The sequence below is a fragment of the Virgibacillus litoralis genome, from assembly GCF_017873675.1.
Classification (GTDB): domain Bacteria; phylum Bacillota; class Bacilli; order Bacillales; family Amphibacillaceae; genus Lentibacillus; species Lentibacillus litoralis.
The window spans coordinates 110,892-133,996 of the sequence record NZ_JAGGKK010000006.1 but is presented as its reverse complement, the minus strand read 5'-3'; the positions used below and the strand labels follow the sequence as shown (position 1 = coordinate 133,996).

The following is a 23,105-nucleotide window of genomic DNA, read 5'->3' as shown; positions in this document are numbered from 1 at the left end:
TATATGAAACCGTTTACCAGGTGTAAAGGAAACGAAAGTAAGTGTAGTTAACCTAAATAGTCACAAAAAAGCCATAATCAGATAAAAAATGTGATAAATATCACATATTGAAATAAAAAATTCAATTATGATTGCTTTGTGAAACAGAAAATAAACTTTACATATACGAGGTGAAAGGGATGTTAATTTCTAATCTTGGCAGGACGCGAACGAAACTATTAACTAGCTTTCAAGATTTAAGTGATGAGCAGTTAAATCAGAATCCATCTAATAAAAGCTGGAGTATTGCCCAGGTGCTTCATCATTTATATACATCAGAAAAAGCGATGGCAGGACTTGTTTTGGACGCTTTGCAGGCTAAAACAGAAAAGGTGGAGGAAAAAGACCTAACTTTTATTACTGACAGAACCAAAAAATCCAAAGCAATGAGTGAACCACCGAATGAAATGATCACAAAGGAAAATTTACTTCAGTTATTAGAGAAATCCAGATTTCAGCACTTACAATTCGTCTTTAATGAAACACACGAGCGAATTTTGGCTAAAAAGTCTATGAAGCATCAGGATTTTGGAGTAATAAGTTTAAAGAATGCAGTCGATCTTATCTGGCTGCATGAAAAACGCCATATTTATCAAATTCACGAAATCAGAGAGAAATTAAATTTATAACTAAAACTTAAGGAGGAATACACATGGAGGAGCAATTTACGAATCATTTGGCAGTTAAATATACATCACAGTGGGACGAGCTTTCAGTCGATCAAAAGAAAGAAGCGGTAAGGGAAGCTGTAGCAATCTTTCAAAAGTATGAGAATACAGTTGGTCTAAGAGGGGCATACGTAACACAGGGATTTCAGGCGCATACGGATTTATTATTTTGGATGTATGCGGATCGATTCCAAGATATTCAGGACCTCCAATTGGATTTACGTCGTTCAACATGGGGGAAATATATCGATATTCCACATGCGTTTACAGGAATGACTAAGCCTTTTGAGTTTTCCGAGCACCCGACCTCTTTTCAAATGGGAGTTCCTGCAAGAGAATACTTGTGCTTCTATCCGTTTATCCGGACCCCTGAATACTATTTATTACCAAAGTGGGAACGAAAAGCACTAATTGGTGATCATGGGAATATCGGACATGAATTTATTCCTGGAATTTTAACTAATGGCGTGTATGGCTTTGGGCTAGGTGATTATGAATGGCTATTATCGTTCGAAACAAATAACTTAGGGCTTCTGGTTGATTGTGTCCGTAAACTGCGCGAGTCTAAATCAAGGCTGTATATGCAGCATGAATGGCCGTTTATCGTGGGACGGAACTTTGAGCTAGAAGATGCTTTATCACAATATATTTGATATGTTTACGATGTAATGCTTGAGTGCTATGACAACCGCTAACGAAATACACTGCGCGCGCTTGGGGCGGCGGTTGAGCTTCAGTTTCGGGAGAGGGAAATGATGTAGAAAATATTAGCATTATTCCGCTCCTGTTGTTGAATAACCCATTTATTAACGGAATGAGGATCCGCTTCGATTGACTTGGCGGATCCTCATTCCGCTATTTGTCATTTCTGCCTCAAATTTGGCCGGTTTTCTGCTACTTAACGGAACGAGGATCCGTCTCACCCCTTCCGAGAGCACCTTTTCTGCTAAATAGCGGAACGAGGATTCATTCGACTGATTGTTGGATACTTATTCCGAGCGTCAATACTTCAGCCAGCAGTTTAAGTTGTATTTTATATTGTTTTCTCCCATAGACCTGAACTCGCTATATTAATGCTGCACTCTTAAATCATAGGAGTTCTAAGATCTCGATATACCAGTTTTCTAGTTTATTTCAGCTAACTTGTCGGCAAATGCTTTTACATAGGCTGGCAGGTCTGGTGGACGACGACTTGAAACGATATGTCCATCGACAATAACCGCTTCATCAATCCATGTTGCGCCTGCATTTGACATATCATCCTTAATGCCTGGTGTGCTGGTAACTGTTCTCCCTTGTAAAATGTTAGCAGAAATAAGCACCCAGCCTGCATGACAGATTTGACCGATTGGCTTTTTGGCATCGTCCATTACTCGAACGTATTTTAGAACTTCCGGATAGCGTCTTAACTTATCTGGTGCCCAGCCACCTGGAACAAGGATGGCATCATAATCTTCACCATTAACATCGGAAAAGGCATAGTCTGATGTTGCGGGAACACCATATTTTCCAACATATTTCTTTTTTGCCTCTTTTCCAACCAGGTGAACCTCAGTTCCCTCTTCCTGGAGTCTTAAAACTGGATACCATAATTCAAGATCTTCAAAGTCATCTTCTACAAGCGCAATTACTTTTTTGTCTGATAATCGCATAATAATCCCTCCATGTTATTTCAAGTGTACCAAAGGGATACCGCCATTTCGAATATAGTGTTACTGGCCACTATACTTGGCAAATTTCACAAACGTGTTTTCATCTTCAATAAGCCCGCAGGCACCACATTGAATTCTGTATTCCGGTCCTTTGTAGGCAATGTGGAAGACATCCATATTATCACTGGTGTATTCATTCGTTATTTCACCTGTCTGTGCATCCAGCTTTACTGGTTTTGCTACTTGTTCGATTATGTTAAAGCGTGAACGATTTGTTTTGCAATTTGGGCAAAGGTATTGTTGTGTCATTTAAACACCTCCAACCCTTATTATTCCTGAATTGCATTAAATTATGAGTTGGAGGTCAGCTATTATGTAAACCATCGTTTTACTTTAGAAAGAAATGATGCAGGTTCTTCGGGTTCATCCTTTTCCTCTGTGTTTTGTACAAAGATATCTTCTTTGTCGATAGCATAATCATATGTTAACACGGCACCTATATCTGTATCGGCATCATTGTTAGTGATGACGGTGTATGGGATATTGTTCTTTTTAGCCAGAGCTTTTTCTTCTGTTAAAAATTTGGAAGACACGTGCCCGTTGATTAGTAGCTTGGCATCTTTATTGCTTTGCATTGCTTCATCCAGTTTAATCAGACCTTTGTCTGTCATCACTTGACCTTTAGTAAGTGCAATAACTATTCTCTCTCTAATTGTTCCTAAAAATTGCTTGCGTTCTGCTTTTTTGGTTTGTTTGGAACCATAAATTCCTTCCGTCAGATAATCCTCAACGTTCTTTTTTCCCATGTCTGCACCTCATTTATAAAACCAATTTAGTTAATTGTATAATATGATAAACATATCATCCAATTTTAAATATTATTCGACAAAAACCGGGAAGTGACAGGCACGCATCTAACAATCAAAAACGTGCCCCAATTGTTGGGGCACGTTGAATGTTACTTCCGTTTGGCGCGTTTATCTGCTTGTTGACTTCTCGCTTGTGCTTCTTTATCTTCGTGGTCAGCAAATTCATTAGAAAACTCAACATCACGGCCATCTGTTTTTTGATTCTTTGGTGTTTGTGCTAAAAAGTTTCTTCCTCTGGGTTTGTTGTGTTCATCTCTACCCAAGTTATCCACCTCTTTTTAATGGTTTCCTGGGTAGTATGTGCAAAATGAAAGGACTTTATAAATTCTATTTTCTGTCTCCGCCCAATAAATCGAATAAACCTCCAGCTACACTTCCTTCTCCCTTTGATCCGCCTTTTTCTGGTGCTGCCGCAAATATTCTGCTTGCCAGACGGCTGAACGGAAGCGATTGAATCCAAACCTCTCCAGGACCTCTCAATGTTGCGAAAAATAGCCCTTCACCACCGAACATAGCTGTTTTAATACCACCTACAAATTCAACGTTGTAATCAACATCCCCTGTCATTGATACAAGACATCCGGTATCCACTTTTAAAGATTCACCCGGTTCAAGTACTTTTTTGTGAATTGTCCCACCTGCGTGAACAAAAGCCATTCCATCACCTTCAAGCTTTTGCATAATAAATCCTTCACCACCGAAGAAACCTGCGCCAACTTTCTTCTGGAATTCAACACCAACAGAAACCCCCTTTGCGGCGGCAAGGAATGCGTCTTTTTGACAAATTAGCTTTCCATTTATTTCACTTAAATCCATCGGAATAATCTTTCCAGGATATGGTGAAGCAAAGGATAGATGCTTTTTTCCTGATCCATCATTTGTGAAAGTAGTCATGAATAGACTCTCGCCAGTAATCACACGTTTACCTGCGCCGAGAAGTTTTCCCATTATACCGCTTCCCTGATTAGAAGAACCATCACCAAAAATGGTTTCCATGCTTATTTGCTCATCCATCATCATTAAGCTTCCTGCTTCGGCAATAACAGTTTCTTGCGGATCAAGCTCCACCTCTACAAATTGCATATCATCCCCATGTAATTCGTAATCGATTTCATGATTATTCAATTTTTACAGCCCCTTTACCTTGTTTTTAGATAATACGTGATAACTAATCAAGAGATTCGTATATCTTACAAATAATTATAGGCTTTTTTTCATATACTAAAAAAGTATACTAGAGTATAAAAATTTATATGAAAAGTAAATAGGAGGAATTCTATGCCGCTAAATATTACACAGAAGCTTATAAAAGACCATCTTATGGCAGGTAAGATGGAGGCTGGGGAAGAGATAGGTCTTAAAATTGATCAAACGTTAACACAGGATGCTACCGGAACACTAGTAATGCTTGAGCTAGAAGCAATGGAATTGGAACGTGCAAAGACGGAAGCTTCAGCTCAATACGTGGATCATAACTTGATTCAGGTGGATAGTAAGAATCCTGACGATCATTTATTTTTACAAAGTGCAACTAGACGGTTTGGGATGTATTATAGTCGTCCTGGCAACGGTGTTAGTCACCCGGTTCATATGCAGCGATTAGCGAAACCAGGAAAAACGTTACTTGGATCAGACAGTCATACTTGTGCTAATGGATGCATGGGCATGCTGGCAATGGGTGCTGGAGGGATAGATGTAGCACTTGCTATTGCGGGTGAACCTTTTTATGTAAAAATGCCTAAAGTATGGGGTATAAATTTAACAGGGAAATTACCTGATTGGGTTAGTGCCAAGGATGTTATTTTAGAACTACTTCGCCGACATGATGTAAAAGGCGGTGTTGGGAAGGTAATCGAATACTTCGGTCCTGGACTTAAGGAGTTAAGTGCAATGGATCGTCACGTCATTGCCAATATGGGGGCTGAACTTGGTGCTACTGGTACCGTGTTTCCTTCTGACAAAGAAGTTAAGCGATTTTTAAAGGAACAGGATCGGGAAGATGACTGGATTGAGTTGACTGCTGATAAGGACGCAACATATGATATATATGAAGAGATTGATCTGACACAAATTGAACCGCTAATTGCTAAGCCATCAAGTCCAGGTAACGTAGTGTCGATATCTGAATTAGTCGGCACACCAATTTATCAATCATACATTGGATCATCAGCAAATCCAGGGTTTCGTGACTTTGCTGTAGCTGCACAAATTGTACATGATAAGCAAATTGCAGATGGAGTTTCGCTGGACATTAATCCTACGTCGAGACAGATGTTGACTGATTTAGTTAAGGAGAGTCACATAGCGAGTTTGCTTCAGTCTGGCGCGCGGATGCATCAGGCCGGCTGTAACGGATGTATTGGAATGGGGCAAGCTCCAGCAACAGGCAGAATTAGTTTGCGTACTACTCCAAGGAACTTTCCTGGCAGATCTGGTACGAAGGAAGATAGTGTTTACTTATGCAGTCCAGAAACTGCAGCAGCTTCAGCTCTAACTGGGCAAATTACCGATCCTAGAACACTCGGAATGGATTATCCTAAGCTAAAAGATCCTAAGAATCCTACGAATGATATCAGCTTATTGGATACACCAATTCCGCTTGAGGAAGCTAAGAAAGTCGAGTTATACAAAGGTCCAAATATTGCTTCCATTCCAAAAATGGACGAAATGGCTGACCGTTTAGAACTTCCTATACTCTTAAAAATGGGAGATAACATATCAACAGACGAAATATTAGCTGGTGGGGCACGTGTATTGCCATTTCGAAGTAATTTGCCTGAAATTAGCAAGTTTACGTTTGAGATTATTGATGATACTTACTATAAACGAGGGAAAGCAACGGTAGATAAGGGAGGACATGCTGTAGTCGGTGGATATAACTATGGTCAAGGTTCAAGCCGCGAACATGCTGCACTGGCACCTAGATATCTTGGTTTACGTGTTGCTTTGGTAAAGGACTTTGCTCGGATTCATTGGCAGAACCTAGTTAACTTTGGTGTATTACCACTAACATTCGTGAATGAAGAAGATTATGATTTACTCTCCTCTGGTGATGTATTGGAATTAACGGATTTGTGTAATAAAATTCAACAGGGAAATCAATTTTCGATAACAGTAAAAGATAAGGACCAAGAAATAAATGTTCAACATGCCCTATCAGAGCGCCAACTTGAAATCATGTTAAAAGGCGGAATTATTAACTGGGTGAAAAATAAACAGTAATGGAGGCTAAATTATGAATAGAGAAGATACCTGTAAAGCATGTGAAGGAACAGGAATGCTATCAGATGATGAAGGCTGGCAATACCAATGCAGTGTGTGTCACGGAGACGGACAATACGACCTAGCTGATATATCAAGATCAGCCAGAATAATGGAAGTAGACGAGAATAACCGCCTGCTGGATTAAGAGTGCCTGCATGGTGCCTGTCCTGCGTGGTGCCTGTCACTCCCCGAATTTTGTCAAATATTGACGAATAAAAACTACCTATTCGCATCAAGCGAACAGGTAGTTTTTTAGCAGTTAAGAAGGTATAAGTCCTTTCTTACTGCATAAGTGCAACTAAGGCTTATCCATATTTAAAGCTTGGCGAGAAGCCTGGTTTTCTAACAATTAGTGCGGCATTGTCCCCTGAGCAGGTGCATAGCTGTTCTGGAAGGCTTGCATGTGCTGTTGCTGTAGCTGTGGAACTTGATAATATTGATTCTTATTCTGATATAAAAATACTTCATAAGCCATTTCAACCATGTTTGGAACACTATCTGCCATAATACGTCGCATAATTGGATTTGTCATTTCCAGTGACGTCATTGTAAATGCAGATGCAGCAGTTTTCATTGAACCCAACATGAAGCCGGAAATGCTTTGATCATTTAGCTCTGTAACAGATTGGGCAGGTGTTTTTGGCTGTGAAGGCTGCATGCCATACATGACATCGTTATTTTGGTCCATTTTATAGGATTGTGTCGGTACAGCAGGGTCTTGTCCAGTTTTTAGCGTATCAACAATTGTATTGTAAAGTTGGGTACAGAATGCGCGATGCTTTTGGCACATTGCCTTCAATTCCTGGTCTTGAATATGCTGTTCGTATAATACGCCTTGCTCCATTGCGCCTACTAATGTTGACATGGCTTCATGGGCATCGAACATATCATGTCCGCCATAGTGCTGTTGGGGCGGCATTTGAGAAGTTCCCTGTAAATTTTGTTGTTCTTCATTATGCATAAATATATGACCTCCTTTAAATAGTCAATGTTATTTTGAACTAAAAAGGGCTTATTATGTATCTGGCGAAGTAAATTTTCTCGTTCCTGTCCTTGCACGTTTAATGTTGAATGACAGATGAAACGTTTACAGCTTGTGCAAAATCTCTTTAAGGGGATTTTTTCAATAATATATTGAAAATTCTAGTTATGATTATTCGTTTATTTAAGGTAATTCATGTATAATTTTAGCAGATAAGAAAGTATAACTACTTTCTTACTGCATAAGTGCAACTAAGGCAATTCGCCCAAAGGCTTGGCGAATGCCAAGTTTTCTAATCACCGATAGCTATGAGAAATAGAACAAAACTTTATGATAGGAGGGCAAGAAAATGGAGGAGAAAAAACCAGTTGAGTTGGATAAGCGAATTCATTTAATTGACGGCTTTGATTTGGCGATACCGGAACGTACCGGTACATATGTGATTGATGATGATGAATTAACACTAGTCGAAACAGGACCAAGCCCATCAGTAAAGTATATAAAAAAAGGACTGGAATCACTCGGGTTTTCGTTAGAAGAAATCAAATATATTATTGTTACACATGTTCATCTTGATCATGCTGGAGGTGCTGGTGTATTCCTTAAGGAGTGCCCGAATGCAACGGTAGTTGTTCATCCAAAGGGTGCACGACATTTGGAAGACCCTAAAAAATTAGCAGCAGGTGCAAGGGCTGTGTACGGAGATAGCTTTAGTGATTTATTTGATCCGATTGTCCCTATCCCAGAAGAACGCCTGCTTGTTAAAGGGGAAGGCGATATATTAAAAATCGGAACTAATTGTACTTTGGAATTCCTGGACACACCGGGACATGCGAAACATCATTTTAGTATCTATGATCCAGTTAGTAACGGTATGTTTACCGGCGATACTGTTGGGATTCGCTATCAGCAGCTAGTACGTGATGGTATTGATTTTTTTCTGCCATCAACATCACCAAATCAATTTGATCCCAACGCCATGCAAGCAGCGATTGAACGTATGCGGAAAATGAATTTAAGCAGAATATATTATGGGCATTTTGGAATGACGGAGCAGGTAGACGATGCACTAGATCAGGTTTCGGAATGGCTGAAAACCTTTATGGAGATCAGTGAAGAAGTGATAACAGAGGGGAAAGCATATGATGTACTTGCTGGAAAACTGCTTCATCGTGTAAAAGATCACTTGAGCAGTCTTAATGTTCCTGAAGACCATGACGTCTATGTACTGATCAATCTTGATATGCAAGTTAGCGCACTTGGGATTATAGATTATTTTAACAAAGTGAAGCAATAAGAAAAGTGCCTATCATCGGTGATAGGCACTTTATATAATAAACCAATTATTGTTTTGTATAATTTAATTCCCAGGAGATTCCGTTTCGGTCTTTTACAATACATGCTTTGCACCCCAAAATGTATCCTGCAACTCCATCTTAACTTTTCCTTCTTCTGCAAGCTTATTATAAATAGCTGTAATTTCTTCTTCGCTTTCAAGATCAGGTCCAAGTAGAATATTACTGTCTTTAGGAAATTTATCACCAAATACGTCAGCTAAATAGATAATACAATCCTCATTTATGTGTAGCTCGGCGTGGATATACTTTCCTTCATGACCTTTGAACATGTCGATCCCATCAGCTAGTTGTGTGTTTTTAATTTCCCCGCCAAACACTTGCTGGTAGTATTCGACCTCTTCTTTACAATTTTCAATTCTGATATGTGGTACAAGCTTTTTCATTAACAAAAACCTCCATTTTCTATTTCTATTATAACTCTTTTCGTAAAATCTGTTGCTCTTTAACCATCGGAGTTGATATAAAATGCGACGTACTGTGGAAAAATTTTTTAGCCTTTTTTCTAGTTCTAAAGAGGGTAAAGTGCTTTGACTCGTTTCGGCAGAATACTTCGCTTTCCATGGGCACGACCTCAGCCTCCTCAGAAGCACAGAACGCTTCTTCCGGGGTCTTCGGAACGTGCTGTTCCCATAGGAGTCTACGTATTCTGCCTCCACTGGTTAAGATGTCACTGTGAAGGTAAGTATTTTTCCATAGCTGGAATTAAAAAGAACCGCATGTATCTAAAATATTTGCTAATTGCTAGGATAAAATGAGAACAACCCAGCGACGTAGGAGCAAGGAGGCTCATCAGCCGCCCTAGGTGCGCGAAGTGTATTTCCGAAGCGGTGTTATAGCACTCAACAATTTTCCATGTTACTTCGCATTTTACATCTTTTGTGTCATAAACAGCAAACTTTTAGAAACAGTCTTTATGAGCAGTTATACTGCATAAGTGCAACTAAGGCTTATCTATATTAAAGCCTGGCGATAAGCCTTAGTTTTCTAATAATTGCAGGCAGGTATAAATCAAAGCCATGCAACATTTTCAGATGAATATCGTCTATTTAAATAGAAATGCTGGAGGTGTTCAAATGCTGCAAAAATTGAGTTTCATTCTGATAGGTATTATCGTTCTTACAGGGGCTTTGTTTATATTCAACCCAAAAGAAAACACCTCTAAAATCGAGAATCCAACTGGTAAAGAAGAGAACAATTTGAATCAGACTAATGCATTAATAGATAAGATATTTTCTTTAGCTGAAGAAGGCAAAGTTCCCAATACTTCCTTTGTAGCTGGGGAGACAAATATAGAAGTGGTAACTGATAAATGGGGAGACGCAATACAATCTGAAACAACTAAAGATAGACACTATATTGAATACCCAAAACACAATATTAATATGGGTTATCATGATGGCATTGTATTTGATATTCGTTTACATACTTCAAAATTAAAGAAAATACATTTTAATGATCTAAAAAAACAAAAAGGTAATCCTGACGAGACCCGTTATTACAAAGATGATAGCCATGATCAAATAATTTTAGTTTATCAAGTCAATTCAAACTATCAGTTAAAGTGGATCATGCCAAAACCAACTGACGATAAGCCTAATCCCAAAGTACACCATATTTCTATATTTACAGAACCAGATTTGAATCATAAAAAGGCACTTATTAAAGATATGAGTCTAAATGAAAAGATTGGCCAAATGATAGTTGCAGGAATTTCTGGCACAACGTTAACAAAAAACACAAAAAAACTTGTCAATCACTATAAAATAGGTGGGATTATTTTATATAGGGAAAATATGCAAACACCCGATCAGACGGTGAAATTAACGAACAAAATCAGGGCTGAAAATAGCGATAATCATTTGCCCATTCTACTTGGAGTTGATCAGGAGGGTGGGGAGATTTCCAAGCTTCCTGGGGACTTAAATGAGATTCCTGGAAACGGTAAAATTGGAGACAGGAATAACCAGGAGTATTCCTATAAAATAGGAGCACATTTAGGAAAGATGGTAAAGTCCTTTGGTTTTAATCTTAACTTCGCTCCTGTTCTTGATGTGAATAGCAATCCAGATAATCCGGTTATTGGTGAGCGATCTTTTGGTGAGGACCCTAAAGTTGTAAGTAATCTCGGTATCCAGACAATGAAAGGAATACAGTCACAAGGCACCATATCTGTTATAAAACATTTTCCTGGACATGGTGATACCTCGGTTGACTCCCACCTTCAACTGCCAACAGTTAACAAAACACTAATGGAATTAGAGAACCTTGAATTGATTCCCTTTAAAAAAGCAATCAATAATGGTGCAGATGTTGTTATGGTCGCTCATATATTACTGCCTCAGATTGATTCGGAGTACCCATCTTCTATGTCACAACAAATCATTTCCGGATTATTACGGCAACAGCTTAATTTTTCCGGGGTGATTGTAACAGATGACATGACCATGAGGGCGATAACAAATAACTATGATATTGGAAATGCAGCGGTTCAATCTGTGAAATCCGGAAGCGATATGATAATGGTTGCACACGATTTTAATAAGGTGATGACAGTCATTAATGCGTTGAAAGAGGCTGTTGAACAAGGAGAAATTACCGAGGAAAGAATCAACAAAAGTGTCACGAGAATCATGGAACTAAAAGAGAAATACAGACTTAATGACGAAAGAACAGATCCTGTAAATGTTAATAAGCTCAATAAATCGCTGAGCAACATACGAAAGTAACTATTAAAAACCTGTCCAACCATAGGCTATAGGAGGACAGGTTCTGATTTATTTTATAGGAAATTATAAAATTTAAGTGCTGTGGATATTTGGACTTCCGAATCAGCGACGTTCAGCTTCGACGTACAGGACGTACTAGTGCCGGTGACGCCACAGGACGTGGCGTCACCGGCCAGCGCCTAGCGCCTAGTGGACTTCCCTCCCCGTGTCTATGATAAGAAATAAATAAAGGATGTTCGACTAAAACCACCACATCCTGTGGCAACGTCGAACTACCCCATGTCCTGTGGGGCAGCTTACGCTCTTCGTGTATCCTTTATCTCACACGGGAAAAGGAAGATCGACTAACACCGCCGCTTTGCGCGGCAACGTCGACCCACCCGCAGCGCTGAGCACAGTCCATACGGCGCTGAACAGGCGCTTGTGCTTTTGTTCCTTTATTTCTCATCTTCGGTTTTCATAAACGTTAGTACTGCAAAGAATAAAAAGCTTAACAGCAATATGGATCCGCCAACGATGAAGAAGACGGTTACTATCCCATCAGCAAGATCAAATGGTCTTAAGTAATAAAGCCACATGCCAACTGTTAAGCCAACTGCCCCAATAATTGCTGTCCAGACATGGAATGCTGCCAGCACCTTATTGGCTGGTGTGAAGATTTTGTAATATACTGCCCATGCGAACAGGGTTAGCCATCCGACAACTAATATGTGTGCGTGTACGGTTTTAAACGCAAGACTGCCTGCCCCTGCCATGTGGGAGCCCAGGAATGCACCTATTAATGCGAATAATGCCGAAAATCGCAGTAAAGTTTTACTGTACGTATTCACGTTTCTCTCTCCTTAATAAAATCAGCTTTATAACAGAATAGCTTACTCATATGAACGGAGTATGAATAATACATTACATCTGGAAAAGGCTAAATTTCAATCATTTTAATTGTGGACGTTATTTCTTCTTCGGCTGATTCGTGTGTCCATTCATGTGGGTAATATCCTAATGGATTACAGATAATTTCCATACCATTGTGCTGTTCATGGTATCGTTTATGCACATGTCCGAATATATATTTTTTAATATTGTACTTATCAGCTAATTGACCAAATTTTTCACTGCCCATCATGGAATTGAAAAAATCCCAACCGGGTTCGTTTTTATATTCTACATATTTGGCAAAGGGAACGAAATGCGTAACCATAACAATATTTCGGTCACGATACTTTTCCAGCCAGTACGATAATTTGAGTGTGTAACGACCAACGACATCTGAATCAGACTCAGCCCAATTGGCATACAGTTTATCAGGCCATGTAAAGTTGTTAAATGTTCCTTTTTTAAAATCGTTTTTTGAATAGTCAGGAACCCCGAAACTGTAATCATACCAGCCGCCATCACCTATAACGACCCAATCGTCATTTAGTTCAATGACACCATTTCCGAGATTTCCTGGAAATTTAAGTAACGTTTCATAAGCATTTACCGAGCTCTCGTCATAAATATCATGATTACCATGGACAAAAAGAATTGTTGTGTCGGGACATTCCTTCTGTAGCTGGTTCAGTAATGCAAGTGCTTTATTTGGATTATCAGTCATGTCACCGCCTATAATAAATACATCAGGGCGTTTCGTTGTTATCCATTCACTTAAAATTGACATGATATTTGACTGGGTTTCTTTACGGTTAAAGTCTTCATGAATGTCGGAAAGCACACCAAGTTTCATTAAAATCCCTCGCCTTTATTTTTATTTTTTTACTGCCTCTGTCAATTCGTCTTCAATCTGTTGGAGGGCGTCGTTAGTATCAGTTGCTTGAAGGTGAATTTTCCTTCCGTTCGGGTATTGTTTTGCCGAATGCTCATACTTCGGGTCGTAGTAATATTCCAGCAGCAGCTTTATCGCATTATGATAATTACCATTTTGCAGATCATAATCAATTTCAGCTGCAATCGGTGTATGTATTCGTTTTTTAATAAGTCGAAATGCCTCAAGATATTCATCTGGTGAATTCCAAGGCTGGTAGTCATCGAGAATGTTTCGTACCCGCTCGTCTAATGGCAGATCGATGAATAACTGCATCCCTTGTTCCTTTTTGTCATATAGAAACTCTGGAATAGTTACTTTCCCGATCCGTTTGCTTTCACCTTCTAATAAGACAAATGGTGCATCCTTATAACGCAACATTTTCTGAACAAGCAGCGACTCAAATTTCTTCTGATTGCTTGGCACAAGTCCAATTTGCCCAAAGATGGATCCACGGTGACTAGCCATCCCTTCCAAATCAAATACGGGGTACCCTTTTTGCGAAAGCTGTTTTAACAGAGCTGTTTTGCCTGATCCTGTATTCCCATTCAGCACAAGGACTTCAGGCTTAAATTCCGGATTTTCCAGCATACTGACTATCCATTGACGGTAGGTTCTGTAGCCACCTGTTAATCGTTTCACCTCTAGCCCCATCAAATCAAGTACAGTTGCTGCCGTTTTACTGCGCATACCACCACGCCAGCAAAATACTGTTTTAGGTGTTTCAATTTGATTAAACGCTGCTATGAATTCCGGAAGTTTAGCAGAAAAAATGGCAAGTCCTCGCTCTTTCGCTGCTTCCTTACCAACTTGCTTGTAAAGTGTTCCAACCTCAGCGCGCTCATCATCTGAAAAAACGGGAATGTTAATGCTGCCTGGAATTGTGGCATCATAATATTCTTTTGGAGAGCGTACATCAATTACTGTATGAGGTTCATTATGTTGTTTATTAAATAAATCCTGTAACGTTATATCCTGAAACATAAATTCGTCACTTCCTAGTAAAAAATTAATTCTATTTTACGGTGATTTTTCCGTTTTCGCCGTTTACTACATCCCCGATTATCTGTGCTTCTACTCCATTTTTCTGTAAATCACTAACTAGTGAGTTTGCATCCTCATTTGCTATGGAAATGAAAAGTCCCCCAGATGTTACAGCATCACATAAAATCCATTTATCAACCTGATCCATTTCTTCCGGATAAGATACAATATCTTGTACATGGCTAAAGTTACTCTTTGTTCCACCAGGTACGGACCCGGATTCAGCAAGCTCCTTAACTCTTGGCAAAAGAGGAACTTCTTTATAATTAATCTGGATTTCGACGTCACTGCCTCCTGCCATTTCAGAAGCATGGCCCAGCAAACCAAACCCGGTTACATCGGTACAGGCATGGACATCATATCCTTCCATTGTCTCAGTAGCTGTTTTATTTAACGTTGTCATGACTTCTGTAACACGGTTTATTTCCTCATCATTTAACAAGTTATTTTTAATGGAAGTTGTACAGATACCGACTCCAATTGGTTTGGTTAAAATAAGCTTATCCCCGGGTTTAGCTCCTGTATTTGTTCGGATTTTTTGGGGATTTACGGTCCCTGTTACTGCAAGTCCGAATTTTGGTTCCTTGTCATCAATGGAATGGCCGCCAACTAGTGCAACCCCTGCCTCGGCCAGCTTTTCCTGGGCACCATGCAATATTTCAGCAAGGATTCCTTTATCTAAAGTAGATATTGGGAATGCAACGATGTTAAGAGCAGTTATTGGCTTTCCTCCCATTGCATATACATCACTAATCGCATTTGCTGCAGCAACTTGACCAAAGGCAAAGGGATCATCAACAATTGGAGTGAAAAAATCAACTGTTTGTACGATAGCCAGTTCATCATTTAGCTTGTATACTCCGGCATCATCACTTGTATCAAGCCCTACAAGTAAATTTGGGTTAGAAGCGGTGGGAGGAAGGGAGCGTAAGACCTCGGATAAATCAGCGGGTCCAATTTTACAGCCACAGCCTCCTTTAGAAGATAAAGATGTAAGTTTTATTGAATCAGTCATATGTAATCAATCCTTCCGAAAATTACGATATCTATAATTTAATTCTAACATACAAGAAGTTATGACTAGTGTTTTAAGTGTCTGGTCTGAAATAATTTAATAAACTATGTTGACAATCTAACTGTATTAACCGTATAATACATTCATGGTTGTATTAACTGATTAATACACGGGTTTTTTGACTTCGGTGTATTAATTGGTTAATACACAAAAACAAATAGAAGCTACACATCTGAGGTAAATAGGAGCTGTGTTTATGCAAATAGACTTAAACAATCGTGACCCGGTCTATATTCAGGTGATCCGTTATTTTAAGGAACAGATTGCTACTGGAATGTTTGAGCCGGGGCAGGAGATTCCCTCAAGGAGAGAATTAGCAAACAGGATAAAAATAAATCCGAATACGGCGCAGCGAGCGTATAAGGAAATGGAGGAGCAGGGATTGATTTATACAGAACGAAATTTGCCAAGCCGTATCACGAAGGATGAACAGATTCTTGGTGCGGTTAGAGAGGAACTTATTGTCGAAGCGGTGGAATCCTTCGTTACTTCTATCCGTTCGATTAATGTTCCGGTTGAAGAAGTGCTGGATTTAGTTCAGAAAAAGTACGAAAAAGAGAGCAATGAGTAGGAGGTTTATACATGATAGAAGTAAAGGATATTAAGAAAAAATTCGGTCGTAAAAAAGTATTAAACGGCGTATCTTTCACTGCTAATAAAGGTGAAATCACATGCCTTATTGGTATCAATGGGGTTGGCAAAACGACCATATTAAACGCAATTATGGCCTTAACACCACTTAATAAAGGTGAAATATTAATTAATGGAGAAAAAATAAATAAACATAGCTTTGAAAAAGTCACGTTCATCCCAGATGCCATTACCATGTTGCCGCAAATGACGATTGCAGACGCAATGCAATTTATGCAGGATTTTTATGAGGGTTGGAATCAGGAGCGTGCAACGGAATTACTTGGTTTTTTTAAATTAGAGGAAACGGAGAAAATCGCAAGCTTGTCCAAAGGGAACGCTGCAAAAATAAACCTGTTGCTTGGATTGGCACTTGATGTTGATTTTCTTTTAATGGATGAGCCGTTTTCAGGGATTGATATTTTCAGCCGTGAACAGATTGCCGAAGTCTTTACAAGTCATTTAGTGGAAGGTCGAGGTGTTATTATTACAACCCATGAAGTACATGATATTGAACATTTAATCGACAAAGTTGTGTTACTTGATAATGGCGTTGTACTAAAGGAATTCAACAGTGAGGAAGTTCGGGAAAATGAAGGGAAGTCGGTAGTCGATGTAATGAGAGAGGTGTATCACAAATGAATCGTTATTTAAAATTAGTTAACTTTGAATTAGGACGTTTTATAAAAGTATATCTTGTGTTGATTGCCATAACAATTATAGTACAAGTTACAGGTATAATCGTTAAGGCAAATGACTATTTAGCACAGGCAGATAAAGCTATATATGAAGAATTAATGCCTCAATCACAATTTATTGAACAATATGGTCAAATGTCATTTTTGAATTTTGCACGTAGCTTATGGTTTATGGGTCCGATTGCTTTATGTGCTGCGGCACTAGCCTTTTATATTTTTCTTATTTGGTATCGTGACTGGTTTGGTAAAAATACATTTATATATCGCTTGCTAATGATTCCAACTGCCCGAATCAATGTATTCTTTGCAAAGGCTACTTCTATTTTTCTAATGGTACTCGGACTTGTTTCGGTCCAGCTTATACTCCTGCCGTTGGAAAGTACTATTTTGAAGTGGGTTGTTCCAACAGACTTCAGGGTTGATTTGGCGTTAAGTGAAATAATTAAATTTGATTACCTGACAATCCTTGTTCCTCAGAGTTTTATTGAGTTTATTTTATATTATGGTGCAGGATTCATAGTGGTTTCTGTATTATTCACAGCTATTTTGTTCGAGCGAAGCTACAAGTGGAAAGGAATTCTTATGGGAATCGGGTATACTCTGCTTTCTATCGTGATATTTGCCATGCCTGTACTATTGATGATCGTGTTTAATCAGGATTACTTGTATCCACTTGAAATGCTTGCTGTGGAAACATTTTTGGGGATAGTTGTACTTGCAGCTTCTATCTGGATAAGCGACTTCTTATTGAAGAAGAAAGTAACAGTTTGAGAGGAGTAATAGGATGAAACGCTATTGGAAATTAATTGCTATCACATTAATTATTGTGCTCACCGTTGGCACATTTTATATAAATTCTGCTTTATCGGCTAACAGCTATCCGGAGATTGTGTTTGAAAAAGTTAGCGGAAATGAAGAAGAATTAGATTCTGTAATCATTAATGGCAACTACCGTATAGGTCGTTATGGAACAGGTGAAAGTGTTCAGGCTACTGCAGAGGGGTCAACTTATCGAGGAGAACTATCATTTTTTGAGCGGATGCAGGGTATGTATAGTCCTGAAATGAGCCAATTACAAGATAAGTACCGTAATTTCATGCGCGGGAAAAATGGAGTTGTATCTTCATACTATGATACGAAGGATACACTTGCATATGTGGATATTATTAATCAGAGATTAGGCAACTCACCAAGCGAAATGGAGTTTGATATAGAGGTGCTGAATAAAGAAAGTAATGAAACAATATCATTTAATGTACCGGTGCCTAACCGTGCTATGTATATGAACGTTAACGTTGAAGATGTACAAATGATTGATGGAGAATTGAAGGTAGTTACACAAAACAATCTTAAACAAACAGGGGGAGGTTTTGGTACTAATGAATTGCATTTGTATAGTTTCAATCTCTCCAAGAAAAATATAAATGGAGAAGAGAAGTTTGCAGCAGTTGAACAGAATAATAACAACAATATGCGTAAACATATAGGCTCGATTCGGGACTCCGATGCTTTAAGTGCCCACAAGAACATTGTCTTTTCTATAAACAAGGAAAATATAGGGCAGAGACCTGAAGGAAATATGACTGGTGAAGTTAAAGAGGCCGATAAAGGCAACCAGCAATACTTCGCATATAACCTCGAAACTGGGGAAAAGAAAGCATTGGATTTTCCGAAAGAACATCAAGGTAAAGAAGTTATGGTATATGATGGCTCTACATTGTATCTAATGGGCGAGAGTGAGGATGGACGTGAGTTTGCTCTATATAATACCGAATCCAAAAGTATTGAAGATGTATTTGTAATTCCTTCGCAAAGTACAGAAAGTGTTAAATTTGGAGTGCAGTCGAACGTAGAAATTTCAGACGGAAAAATGTATGTATTAAATACAACACATAACGATGAGAATGATGCACCCTCTACTATCATGGTAATCGACGCAAAATCAGGTGATATATTATATGAGGGAAAAATTACAACAAAGGAACCCACCGATAAAGAATACAGATTGGCAGTTTATGGGTTGGAAATTAAGTAACTTGCTTAAGAGAGTCTGCTTCTGTACACAGTGGCAGGCTTCTTCTGTTACTTTATCATAAGGAAGGTGATACAGATGCACGCAAATATAATGTGGAACAACTACCTACAGACATTAGATGAAGGAAATCGAGAAAATAAGTCATATACCGCATGGCCATTTGGCAGTGGCCCCGAAATGGCAAAAGAGTTAGCGGATTTGGTGAAGTCAGGTGAGAAAACAGCAACATGCTCATTGCATCTATTTTATGAAATAGATGATGAGCCACTCCCAAAGGTTGGCGACTTCAATGTGATAACTGACTGGGAAGGTAATGCCGAGGCTCTGACGGAAACGATAGATGTAAAGGTACTGCCGTTTAAAGAAGTAGATGCAACGTTTGCTTTTAAGGAAGGGGAAGGGGATAAAAGCCTTTCCTATTGGAGAAATGCGCATATTGACTTTTTCATGAATGAACTTGCTGAACTCAACAGGGAATTCTGCGAGGATATGCTTGTTGTATGTGAAGAATTCAGGGTCGTATACAAATAACTAACGTGGCCGGATATGTTCATTCTTATCCAATTAAATTTTTGTATATCTTATTAATTTTTTGATTAAAAAGGTCCATATGTACGATTCGTGCTTCGCGAACATATTCCTGACCTTCTACAAATACTAATATAACCGGTACTGTAAAAATGGTAAAAGATCCTGCAATTTCCTGTACTTCGTCTGCATTAACATGACCAAGTTTAACGGCTGGATAATCTTCCATCAGGTCTTTCACTTGAGGTAACAGACCATGACAAACACTGCAATTTGGGCGGGAAATAAATAATATAGATTGCTTGTGATCCTTAATAATTTGGTTGCCCATTGAAATTTGAGTGTAGCTCTTCAAAAGTTCGCATTGAAAAATCACCTGAAAAGAAAAAGCATGAAATTGCTGATTCATCCTCTAGTGAACAGGATCATGCAGGCGAAGTGGAAGTAAATAACATGCCCCTAAGCCATACCGAGCTTGGGGCATAAAAGGATGAAAATAGTCTAAAATTCGGTATGATTTTAGTTATTAGATTATCTTCAATAGAAATTAAGGGGCAGGTACAGGTGTTATGGGGTCCAAACATGTGATGGCACAGAAGCAGTCAAGATCTACTGTTATACAGACTCCAGAAGCACGCAGGTTACGAGCAGCGCCAACACCTTCACCCCGGAAGAATTCACATACGGTATCTCCGCCACTAACTGGGTTGCTACCAGGGTTAACAACCTCTAATAATTCTAGCTTCACACAGCATTCTTCATCGTCCACAAATTTCTTAGCGCGTAAGATAGGTGATTCTACACAATCAAAGTCAAAGCCGCTATCCCTTGGTTCTTGGGTTACGCCAGTTCCAATGAAAGGTTTACAGTCCCCTTTACAGTAAAGAATAAATGGAACCGTAGTAAAGCCATTTCCATTTCCGGTAGTTGGTGATAGCAATCGATCAATTGAACGTTCACAGCTGGTACTGCAACAACCGTCACCGTTATTAGCTACCTCATCTTGCGCAGCAATGATGTCACTTATCACGTCACAAACACAATTTTCAAAACCATCACTTACTCCTCCAACACTTCCTTTGTTACAACTCATAAAAAAATCTCTCCCTATTATTAGATTTGTTTGGTGCACTATTAAGTTATGTGAGGGATTATATATTGGCTGTTTACTAGTCTATTTCTATTAAAAATGAGCAACTTGTCTAGGGTATTAGCAGTAATATGCGGTTGTATTAGGGTATATGCTGATACATCTTTTGCTTCAGTACATATAATTTAGTATAAATCGATACAAGTCTTGTAATAGATTTAACCCATGAATTATTATAAAAAACCGCACATTCTATTGGAATGTGCGGTTTTTTTGCCCTTCTGGTTTTTGTCGGATAAAACATTTGAGGGATTGTTTCATAATAGCATACCCAATTCGATACAAAATCATTGTAAGATAGCTGTATATTAGGCCTTATTGTGATATGATAACCAATAATAATTTAAGGGGAGGGTTAATCATGATTACGTATCCAACGCTAAAAAATAATGCAACCATTGGTGTAACAGCGCCTTCTTCAGGTGTTGAACAGGAACTGCATGAAATGTTTAAGCAGGCTTGTAACCGAATGGAGGAGAAAGGGTATCAGATTGAATGTGGAGAGACCTTATGGACGCAAGTAAAGGCAAAGTCTGCACCTGCTGAAAAACGTGCTGCTGAATTTAATAAAATGATTCAGGATGAAAGTATTGATATGATTATCCCGCCTTGGGGTGGCGAATTACTAATGGAGATACTTCACAAGTTAGATTTTAACGCCATTCCAGCTAAGTGGATTCTAGGGTACTCTGATACGAGTGTTTTATTACTAGCTATTACATTGAAAACAGGAATTGCTACAGCGCATGGTACTAACCTGGTAGATTTACGTGGGGAATATTCAGATAATACCACAGCAATGTGGGAGGCTGTACTAACAGCAAATGACGGGGAATCAATTATCCAGCATTCATCGGAAAAGTATCAAAAAGAGTGGGATCATGAGAATCCTTCTCCACATGTTTTTCACTTAACAGAAGAAACGGTATGGAAAACGATTAGTGATGAAGATGTTTTAGTAAAAGGCCGTTTGCTTGGAGGGTGTATTGATGTAATAAGGCATCTTATTGGCACATCATATGGTAATGTTCTAGATTTTCAAAAGAATACAATCAGTGGTGAACCAATTCTATGGTATTTTGAGAACTGTGATATGCCGACAACTGATTTAAAGCGAACGCTGATTCAAATGAAGCTTGCTGGATGGTTTGATAACTGCACAGGTATCATGTTTGGACGAAGCAGTGCAAACCATCCAGTTGAGGGTTATCAGGTACAAGATGTTTATCGGGAGTTTGAGTCTGAATTGGGCATTCCAATCATATACGATATTGATTGTGGCCATGTCCCGCCTCAGATGACATTTATTAATGGTGCATATGCAAAAGTAAAGGTAGATAATGGGAAGGGTAGTGTAGAGCAATGGTTGCTGTCCTAAAAAAGCATAGAATAACAGGATGTGAGAACACGAGAATGCTAAGGTTGGATTAGGAAAGGAGGGGGCGCACATGGAAGGACTTCAACGGATGGCTGCAAGTATTAATTACATTGAAAAGAACCTGGAAGCGGATTTGCATATTGAACATGTCGCTGCAGTTGCTTGTATGTCGAAGTTTCATTTTCAGCGAATGTTCCATATGTTAACGGGAGTAAATGTTGCGGAATATATCCGCAAACGCAGGCTAACGAGGGCTGCACAAGAACTGATGCATTCGGAGAGAAGAGTAATAGACGTTGCATTTAAATACGGGTATGAAACGCCAGAGTCATTTTCAAAAGCCTTCCGTAAAATACACGGAATAAGTCCATCTGCCGTTCGTGATCAGAATAAACAATTGAAGGCTTTCCCGCGTCTCTCATTTCAAATTCAATTAAAGGGTGATGTGGAAATGGATTACCGGATTGTGGAAAAGGAAGAATTTACTATTGTTGGCAAGGGTATTCGTACGACAACAATTAATGGGGAAAACCTTCGCAGGATTCCAGCTTTTTGGGATGAGGTTAATAGTAATGGTGTGTCAGAGAAGCTGGAGAAAAGTTATGGTGCAAAGTTTATTTATGGCGCATGCATGGAATTTGATAAAGAACAGGAAAAATTAACCTATTTTATTGGGGTTGAGTCTGGTAGGAAGTCATCATCCGATTGGGAGGAAAAAGTAATACCTGCGTCAACCTGGGCAGTTTTTCCGGTTATCGGTCCGATTCCTGATACAATTCAAAAAGTCTGGGAGCGTATTTTTGCTGAATGGTTTCCTGCTACTGGGTATGAACATGCGGGTGGTCCAGAACTCGAGGTTTACCCTATCGACGGAGATATAACTGCTGAAGATCACCATTGTGAAATCTGGATTCCGATTGTGAAAAAATAATACGTTAAGTCTGACGGATTCAGTTTTAGGGGATATGGTTTGTATTTAACTGGCAGGATTTTTCAATAAGAAGATGAAGTATTGCCACCCGGATCGGTCAAACAATCGAAGTGAATCCTCGTTCCGCTAAATAGCTGAAAAAGTGCTGTCGGAAGGGTGAGACGGATCCTCGTTCCGTTAAAAGCAGAAAATCAGCCGAAATTGAGGCGAAAATGACAAATAGCGGAATGAGGATTCACCGCCATGCTTAAAACGAGGGTTTTCAAGCAAATAACGG

At 39.1% G+C, this 23,105-nt stretch carries 26 protein-coding genes; 13 read left to right on the top strand and 13 right to left on the bottom strand.

The features are described 5' to 3' along the window. Positions 1-179 precede the first annotated feature (179 nt). Together J2Z82_RS07405 and J2Z82_RS07400 are read left to right on the top strand one after the other, a co-directional pair. On the top strand, positions 180-668 hold the full coding sequence (locus J2Z82_RS07405) for a DinB family protein (RefSeq protein WP_209480145.1): 489 nt from the start codon (positions 180-182) through the stop codon (positions 666-668). Positions 669-691: 23 nt separating this feature from the next. Beyond that, on the top strand, positions 692-1,360 hold the full coding sequence (locus tag J2Z82_RS07400) for a chlorite dismutase family protein (RefSeq protein WP_209480144.1): 669 nt from the start codon (positions 692-694) through the stop codon (positions 1,358-1,360). A 471-nt stretch (positions 1,361-1,831) separates the two neighbouring features. Here J2Z82_RS07400 and J2Z82_RS07395 read toward each other — a convergent pair whose 3' ends face one another. The 5 genes from J2Z82_RS07395 to J2Z82_RS07375 all read right to left on the bottom strand — a co-directional run bounded on the left by J2Z82_RS07395 (position 1,832) and on the right by J2Z82_RS07375 (position 4,353). Beyond that, on the bottom strand, positions 1,832-2,359 hold the full coding sequence (locus tag J2Z82_RS07395) for a type 1 glutamine amidotransferase domain-containing protein (RefSeq protein WP_209480143.1): 528 nt from the start codon (positions 2,357-2,359) through the stop codon (positions 1,832-1,834). Positions 2,360-2,419: 60 nt separating this feature from the next. Continuing rightward, positions 2,420-2,668 carry a DNA alkylation repair protein gene (locus J2Z82_RS07390; RefSeq protein ID WP_209480142.1) on the bottom strand — a complete coding sequence of 83 codons (249 nt, stop codon included), beginning with the start codon at positions 2,666-2,668 and terminating at the stop codon, positions 2,420-2,422. Between the two features lie 62 nt (positions 2,669-2,730). Continuing rightward, complete coding sequence (locus tag J2Z82_RS07385) at positions 2,731-3,165, bottom strand: YueI family protein (RefSeq protein WP_209480141.1); 435 nt, start codon at positions 3,163-3,165, stop codon at positions 2,731-2,733. A gap of 152 nt (positions 3,166-3,317) precedes the next feature. Then, a complete protein-coding gene (locus J2Z82_RS07380; RefSeq protein WP_209480140.1) occupies positions 3,318-3,491 on the bottom strand; it encodes a YfhD family protein in 174 nt (57 codons plus the stop codon). 64 nt (positions 3,492-3,555) lie between these two features. Next, positions 3,556-4,353, bottom strand: coding sequence for a TIGR00266 family protein (locus J2Z82_RS07375; protein WP_209480139.1), 798 nt, complete (start codon positions 4,351-4,353; stop codon positions 3,556-3,558). Positions 4,354-4,506: 153 nt separating this feature from the next. On the opposite strand from J2Z82_RS07375, the gene J2Z82_RS07370 reads away from it, so the two are divergent. Together J2Z82_RS07370 and J2Z82_RS07365 are read left to right on the top strand one after the other, a co-directional pair. Next, positions 4,507-6,450, top strand: a complete 1,944-nt coding sequence (locus J2Z82_RS07370) for an aconitate hydratase (RefSeq protein ID WP_209480138.1) — start codon at positions 4,507-4,509, stop codon at positions 6,448-6,450. A 13-nt stretch (positions 6,451-6,463) separates the two neighbouring features. Further along, on the top strand, positions 6,464-6,637 hold the full coding sequence (locus tag J2Z82_RS07365; RefSeq protein WP_209480137.1) for a hypothetical protein: 174 nt from the start codon (positions 6,464-6,466) through the stop codon (positions 6,635-6,637). 204 nt (positions 6,638-6,841) lie between these two features. On the opposite strand, the gene J2Z82_RS07360 is transcribed toward J2Z82_RS07365, so the two are convergent. Continuing rightward, complete coding sequence (locus J2Z82_RS07360) at positions 6,842-7,453, bottom strand: spore coat protein (RefSeq protein WP_209480136.1); 612 nt, start codon at positions 7,451-7,453, stop codon at positions 6,842-6,844. Between the two features lie 370 nt (positions 7,454-7,823). On the opposite strand from J2Z82_RS07360, the gene J2Z82_RS07355 reads away from it, so the two are divergent. Next, positions 7,824-8,771, top strand: coding sequence for an MBL fold metallo-hydrolase (locus J2Z82_RS07355; protein ID WP_209480135.1), 948 nt, complete (start codon positions 7,824-7,826; stop codon positions 8,769-8,771). A gap of 93 nt (positions 8,772-8,864) precedes the next feature. On the opposite strand, the gene J2Z82_RS07350 is transcribed toward J2Z82_RS07355, so the two are convergent. Then, positions 8,865-9,215, bottom strand: a complete 351-nt coding sequence (locus J2Z82_RS07350) for a VOC family protein (protein ID WP_245251192.1) — start codon at positions 9,213-9,215, stop codon at positions 8,865-8,867. Between the two features lie 690 nt (positions 9,216-9,905). Here J2Z82_RS07350 and nagZ point away from each other — a divergent pair. Next, the gene (gene nagZ, locus J2Z82_RS07345; RefSeq protein WP_209480134.1) at positions 9,906-11,558 is read left to right on the top strand and encodes a beta-N-acetylhexosaminidase; all 1,653 of its coding nucleotides are present in this window, start codon (positions 9,906-9,908) and stop codon (positions 11,556-11,558) included. 437 nt (positions 11,559-11,995) lie between these two features. Here nagZ and J2Z82_RS07340 read toward each other — a convergent pair whose 3' ends face one another. The 4 genes from J2Z82_RS07340 to selD form a co-directional block, all read right to left on the bottom strand. Further along, positions 11,996-12,388 carry a hypothetical protein gene (locus J2Z82_RS07340; protein ID WP_209480133.1) on the bottom strand — a complete coding sequence of 131 codons (393 nt, stop codon included), beginning with the start codon at positions 12,386-12,388 and terminating at the stop codon, positions 11,996-11,998. A gap of 89 nt (positions 12,389-12,477) precedes the next feature. After that, entirely contained in the window at positions 12,478-13,281 is an 804-nt protein-coding gene (locus J2Z82_RS07335; protein WP_209480132.1) for a metallophosphoesterase, read from the bottom strand. Positions 13,282-13,302: 21 nt separating this feature from the next. Next, positions 13,303-14,343 carry a tRNA 2-selenouridine(34) synthase MnmH gene (gene mnmH / locus J2Z82_RS07330; RefSeq protein WP_209480131.1) on the bottom strand — a complete coding sequence of 347 codons (1,041 nt, stop codon included), beginning with the start codon at positions 14,341-14,343 and terminating at the stop codon, positions 13,303-13,305. Positions 14,344-14,374: 31 nt separating this feature from the next. Continuing rightward, positions 14,375-15,418, bottom strand: coding sequence for a selenide, water dikinase SelD (gene selD, locus J2Z82_RS07325; protein WP_209480130.1), 1,044 nt, complete (start codon positions 15,416-15,418; stop codon positions 14,375-14,377). Between the two features lie 256 nt (positions 15,419-15,674). Here selD and J2Z82_RS07320 point away from each other — a divergent pair, with 256 nt between their 5' ends. The 5 genes from J2Z82_RS07320 to J2Z82_RS07300 all read left to right on the top strand — a co-directional run bounded on the left by J2Z82_RS07320 (position 15,675) and on the right by J2Z82_RS07300 (position 19,372). After that, the gene (locus J2Z82_RS07320; protein WP_209480129.1) at positions 15,675-16,049 is read left to right on the top strand and encodes a GntR family transcriptional regulator; all 375 of its coding nucleotides are present in this window, start codon (positions 15,675-15,677) and stop codon (positions 16,047-16,049) included. Between the two features lie 11 nt (positions 16,050-16,060). Next, positions 16,061-16,750: an ATP-binding cassette domain-containing protein gene (locus tag J2Z82_RS07315; RefSeq protein ID WP_209480128.1), complete on the top strand. Its 690-nt coding sequence runs from the start codon at positions 16,061-16,063 to the stop codon at positions 16,748-16,750. After that, complete coding sequence (locus J2Z82_RS07310; protein WP_209480127.1) at positions 16,747-17,577, top strand: hypothetical protein; 831 nt, start codon at positions 16,747-16,749, stop codon at positions 17,575-17,577. The genes J2Z82_RS07315 and J2Z82_RS07310 overlap by 4 nt, the downstream gene beginning before the upstream one ends. Positions 17,578-17,590: 13 nt before the next feature. After that, on the top strand, positions 17,591-18,841 hold the full coding sequence (locus tag J2Z82_RS07305; protein WP_209480126.1) for a hypothetical protein: 1,251 nt from the start codon (positions 17,591-17,593) through the stop codon (positions 18,839-18,841). 75 nt (positions 18,842-18,916) lie between these two features. Then, positions 18,917-19,372, top strand: a complete 456-nt coding sequence (locus J2Z82_RS07300; RefSeq protein ID WP_209480125.1) for an ASCH domain-containing protein — start codon at positions 18,917-18,919, stop codon at positions 19,370-19,372. Positions 19,373-19,397: 25 nt separating this feature from the next. Here the strand turns inward: J2Z82_RS07300 and J2Z82_RS07295 are convergent, their stop codons facing one another. Next, on the bottom strand, positions 19,398-19,778 hold the full coding sequence (locus J2Z82_RS07295) for a thioredoxin family protein (protein WP_245251187.1): 381 nt from the start codon (positions 19,776-19,778) through the stop codon (positions 19,398-19,400). Positions 19,779-19,916: 138 nt separating this feature from the next. Then, on the bottom strand, positions 19,917-20,462 hold the full coding sequence (locus J2Z82_RS07290; protein WP_209480124.1) for a CotY/CotZ family spore coat protein: 546 nt from the start codon (positions 20,460-20,462) through the stop codon (positions 19,917-19,919). 418 nt (positions 20,463-20,880) lie between these two features. Here J2Z82_RS07290 and J2Z82_RS07285 point away from each other — a divergent pair, with 418 nt between their 5' ends. Next, positions 20,881-21,897: a S66 family peptidase gene (locus J2Z82_RS07285; protein WP_209480123.1), complete on the top strand. Its 1,017-nt coding sequence runs from the start codon at positions 20,881-20,883 to the stop codon at positions 21,895-21,897. A 70-nt stretch (positions 21,898-21,967) separates the two neighbouring features. Beyond that, positions 21,968-22,828, top strand: coding sequence for an AraC family transcriptional regulator (locus tag J2Z82_RS07280; protein ID WP_209480122.1), 861 nt, complete (start codon positions 21,968-21,970; stop codon positions 22,826-22,828). Positions 22,829-23,105 lie beyond the last annotated feature (277 nt).

Bases quoted from the DNA above. Each gene is read 5' to 3' on its own strand.
- J2Z82_RS07405 (WP_209480145.1), top strand. From the start codon at position 180: ATGTTAATTTCTAATCTTGGCAGGACGCGAACGAAACTATTAACTAGC.
- J2Z82_RS07400 (WP_209480144.1), top strand. From the start codon at position 692: ATGGAGGAGCAATTTACGAATCATTTGGCAGTTAAATATACATCACAG.
- J2Z82_RS07395 (WP_209480143.1), bottom strand. From the start codon at position 2,359: ATGCGATTATCAGACAAAAAAGTAATTGCGCTTGTAGAAGATGACTTT.
- J2Z82_RS07390 (WP_209480142.1), bottom strand. From the start codon at position 2,668: ATGACACAACAATACCTTTGCCCAAATTGCAAAACAAATCGTTCACGC.
- J2Z82_RS07385 (WP_209480141.1), bottom strand. From the start codon at position 3,165: ATGGGAAAAAAGAACGTTGAGGATTATCTGACGGAAGGAATTTATGGT.
- J2Z82_RS07370 (WP_209480138.1), top strand. From the start codon at position 4,507: ATGCCGCTAAATATTACACAGAAGCTTATAAAAGACCATCTTATGGCA.
- J2Z82_RS07365 (WP_209480137.1), top strand. From the start codon at position 6,464: ATGAATAGAGAAGATACCTGTAAAGCATGTGAAGGAACAGGAATGCTA.
- J2Z82_RS07360 (WP_209480136.1), bottom strand. From the start codon at position 7,453: ATGCATAATGAAGAACAACAAAATTTACAGGGAACTTCTCAAATGCCG.
- J2Z82_RS07355 (WP_209480135.1), top strand. From the start codon at position 7,824: ATGGAGGAGAAAAAACCAGTTGAGTTGGATAAGCGAATTCATTTAATT.
- J2Z82_RS07350 (WP_245251192.1), bottom strand. From the start codon at position 9,215: ATGAAAAAGCTTGTACCACATATCAGAATTGAAAATTGTAAAGAAGAG.
- nagZ (WP_209480134.1), top strand. From the start codon at position 9,906: ATGCTGCAAAAATTGAGTTTCATTCTGATAGGTATTATCGTTCTTACA.
- J2Z82_RS07335 (WP_209480132.1), bottom strand. From the start codon at position 13,281: ATGAAACTTGGTGTGCTTTCCGACATTCATGAAGACTTTAACCGTAAA.
- mnmH (WP_209480131.1), bottom strand. From the start codon at position 14,343: ATGTTTCAGGATATAACGTTACAGGATTTATTTAATAAACAACATAAT.
- selD (WP_209480130.1), bottom strand. From the start codon at position 15,418: ATGACTGATTCAATAAAACTTACATCTTTATCTTCTAAAGGAGGCTGT.
- J2Z82_RS07320 (WP_209480129.1), top strand. From the start codon at position 15,675: ATGCAAATAGACTTAAACAATCGTGACCCGGTCTATATTCAGGTGATC.
- J2Z82_RS07315 (WP_209480128.1), top strand. From the start codon at position 16,061: ATGATAGAAGTAAAGGATATTAAGAAAAAATTCGGTCGTAAAAAAGTA.
- J2Z82_RS07310 (WP_209480127.1), top strand. From the start codon at position 16,747: ATGAATCGTTATTTAAAATTAGTTAACTTTGAATTAGGACGTTTTATA.
- J2Z82_RS07305 (WP_209480126.1), top strand. From the start codon at position 17,591: ATGAAACGCTATTGGAAATTAATTGCTATCACATTAATTATTGTGCTC.
- J2Z82_RS07300 (WP_209480125.1), top strand. From the start codon at position 18,917: ATGCACGCAAATATAATGTGGAACAACTACCTACAGACATTAGATGAA.
- J2Z82_RS07295 (WP_245251187.1), bottom strand. From the start codon at position 19,778: ATGAATCAGCAATTTCATGCTTTTTCTTTTCAGGTGATTTTTCAATGC.
- J2Z82_RS07290 (WP_209480124.1), bottom strand. From the start codon at position 20,462: ATGAGTTGTAACAAAGGAAGTGTTGGAGGAGTAAGTGATGGTTTTGAA.
- J2Z82_RS07285 (WP_209480123.1), top strand. From the start codon at position 20,881: ATGATTACGTATCCAACGCTAAAAAATAATGCAACCATTGGTGTAACA.
- J2Z82_RS07280 (WP_209480122.1), top strand. From the start codon at position 21,968: ATGGAAGGACTTCAACGGATGGCTGCAAGTATTAATTACATTGAAAAG.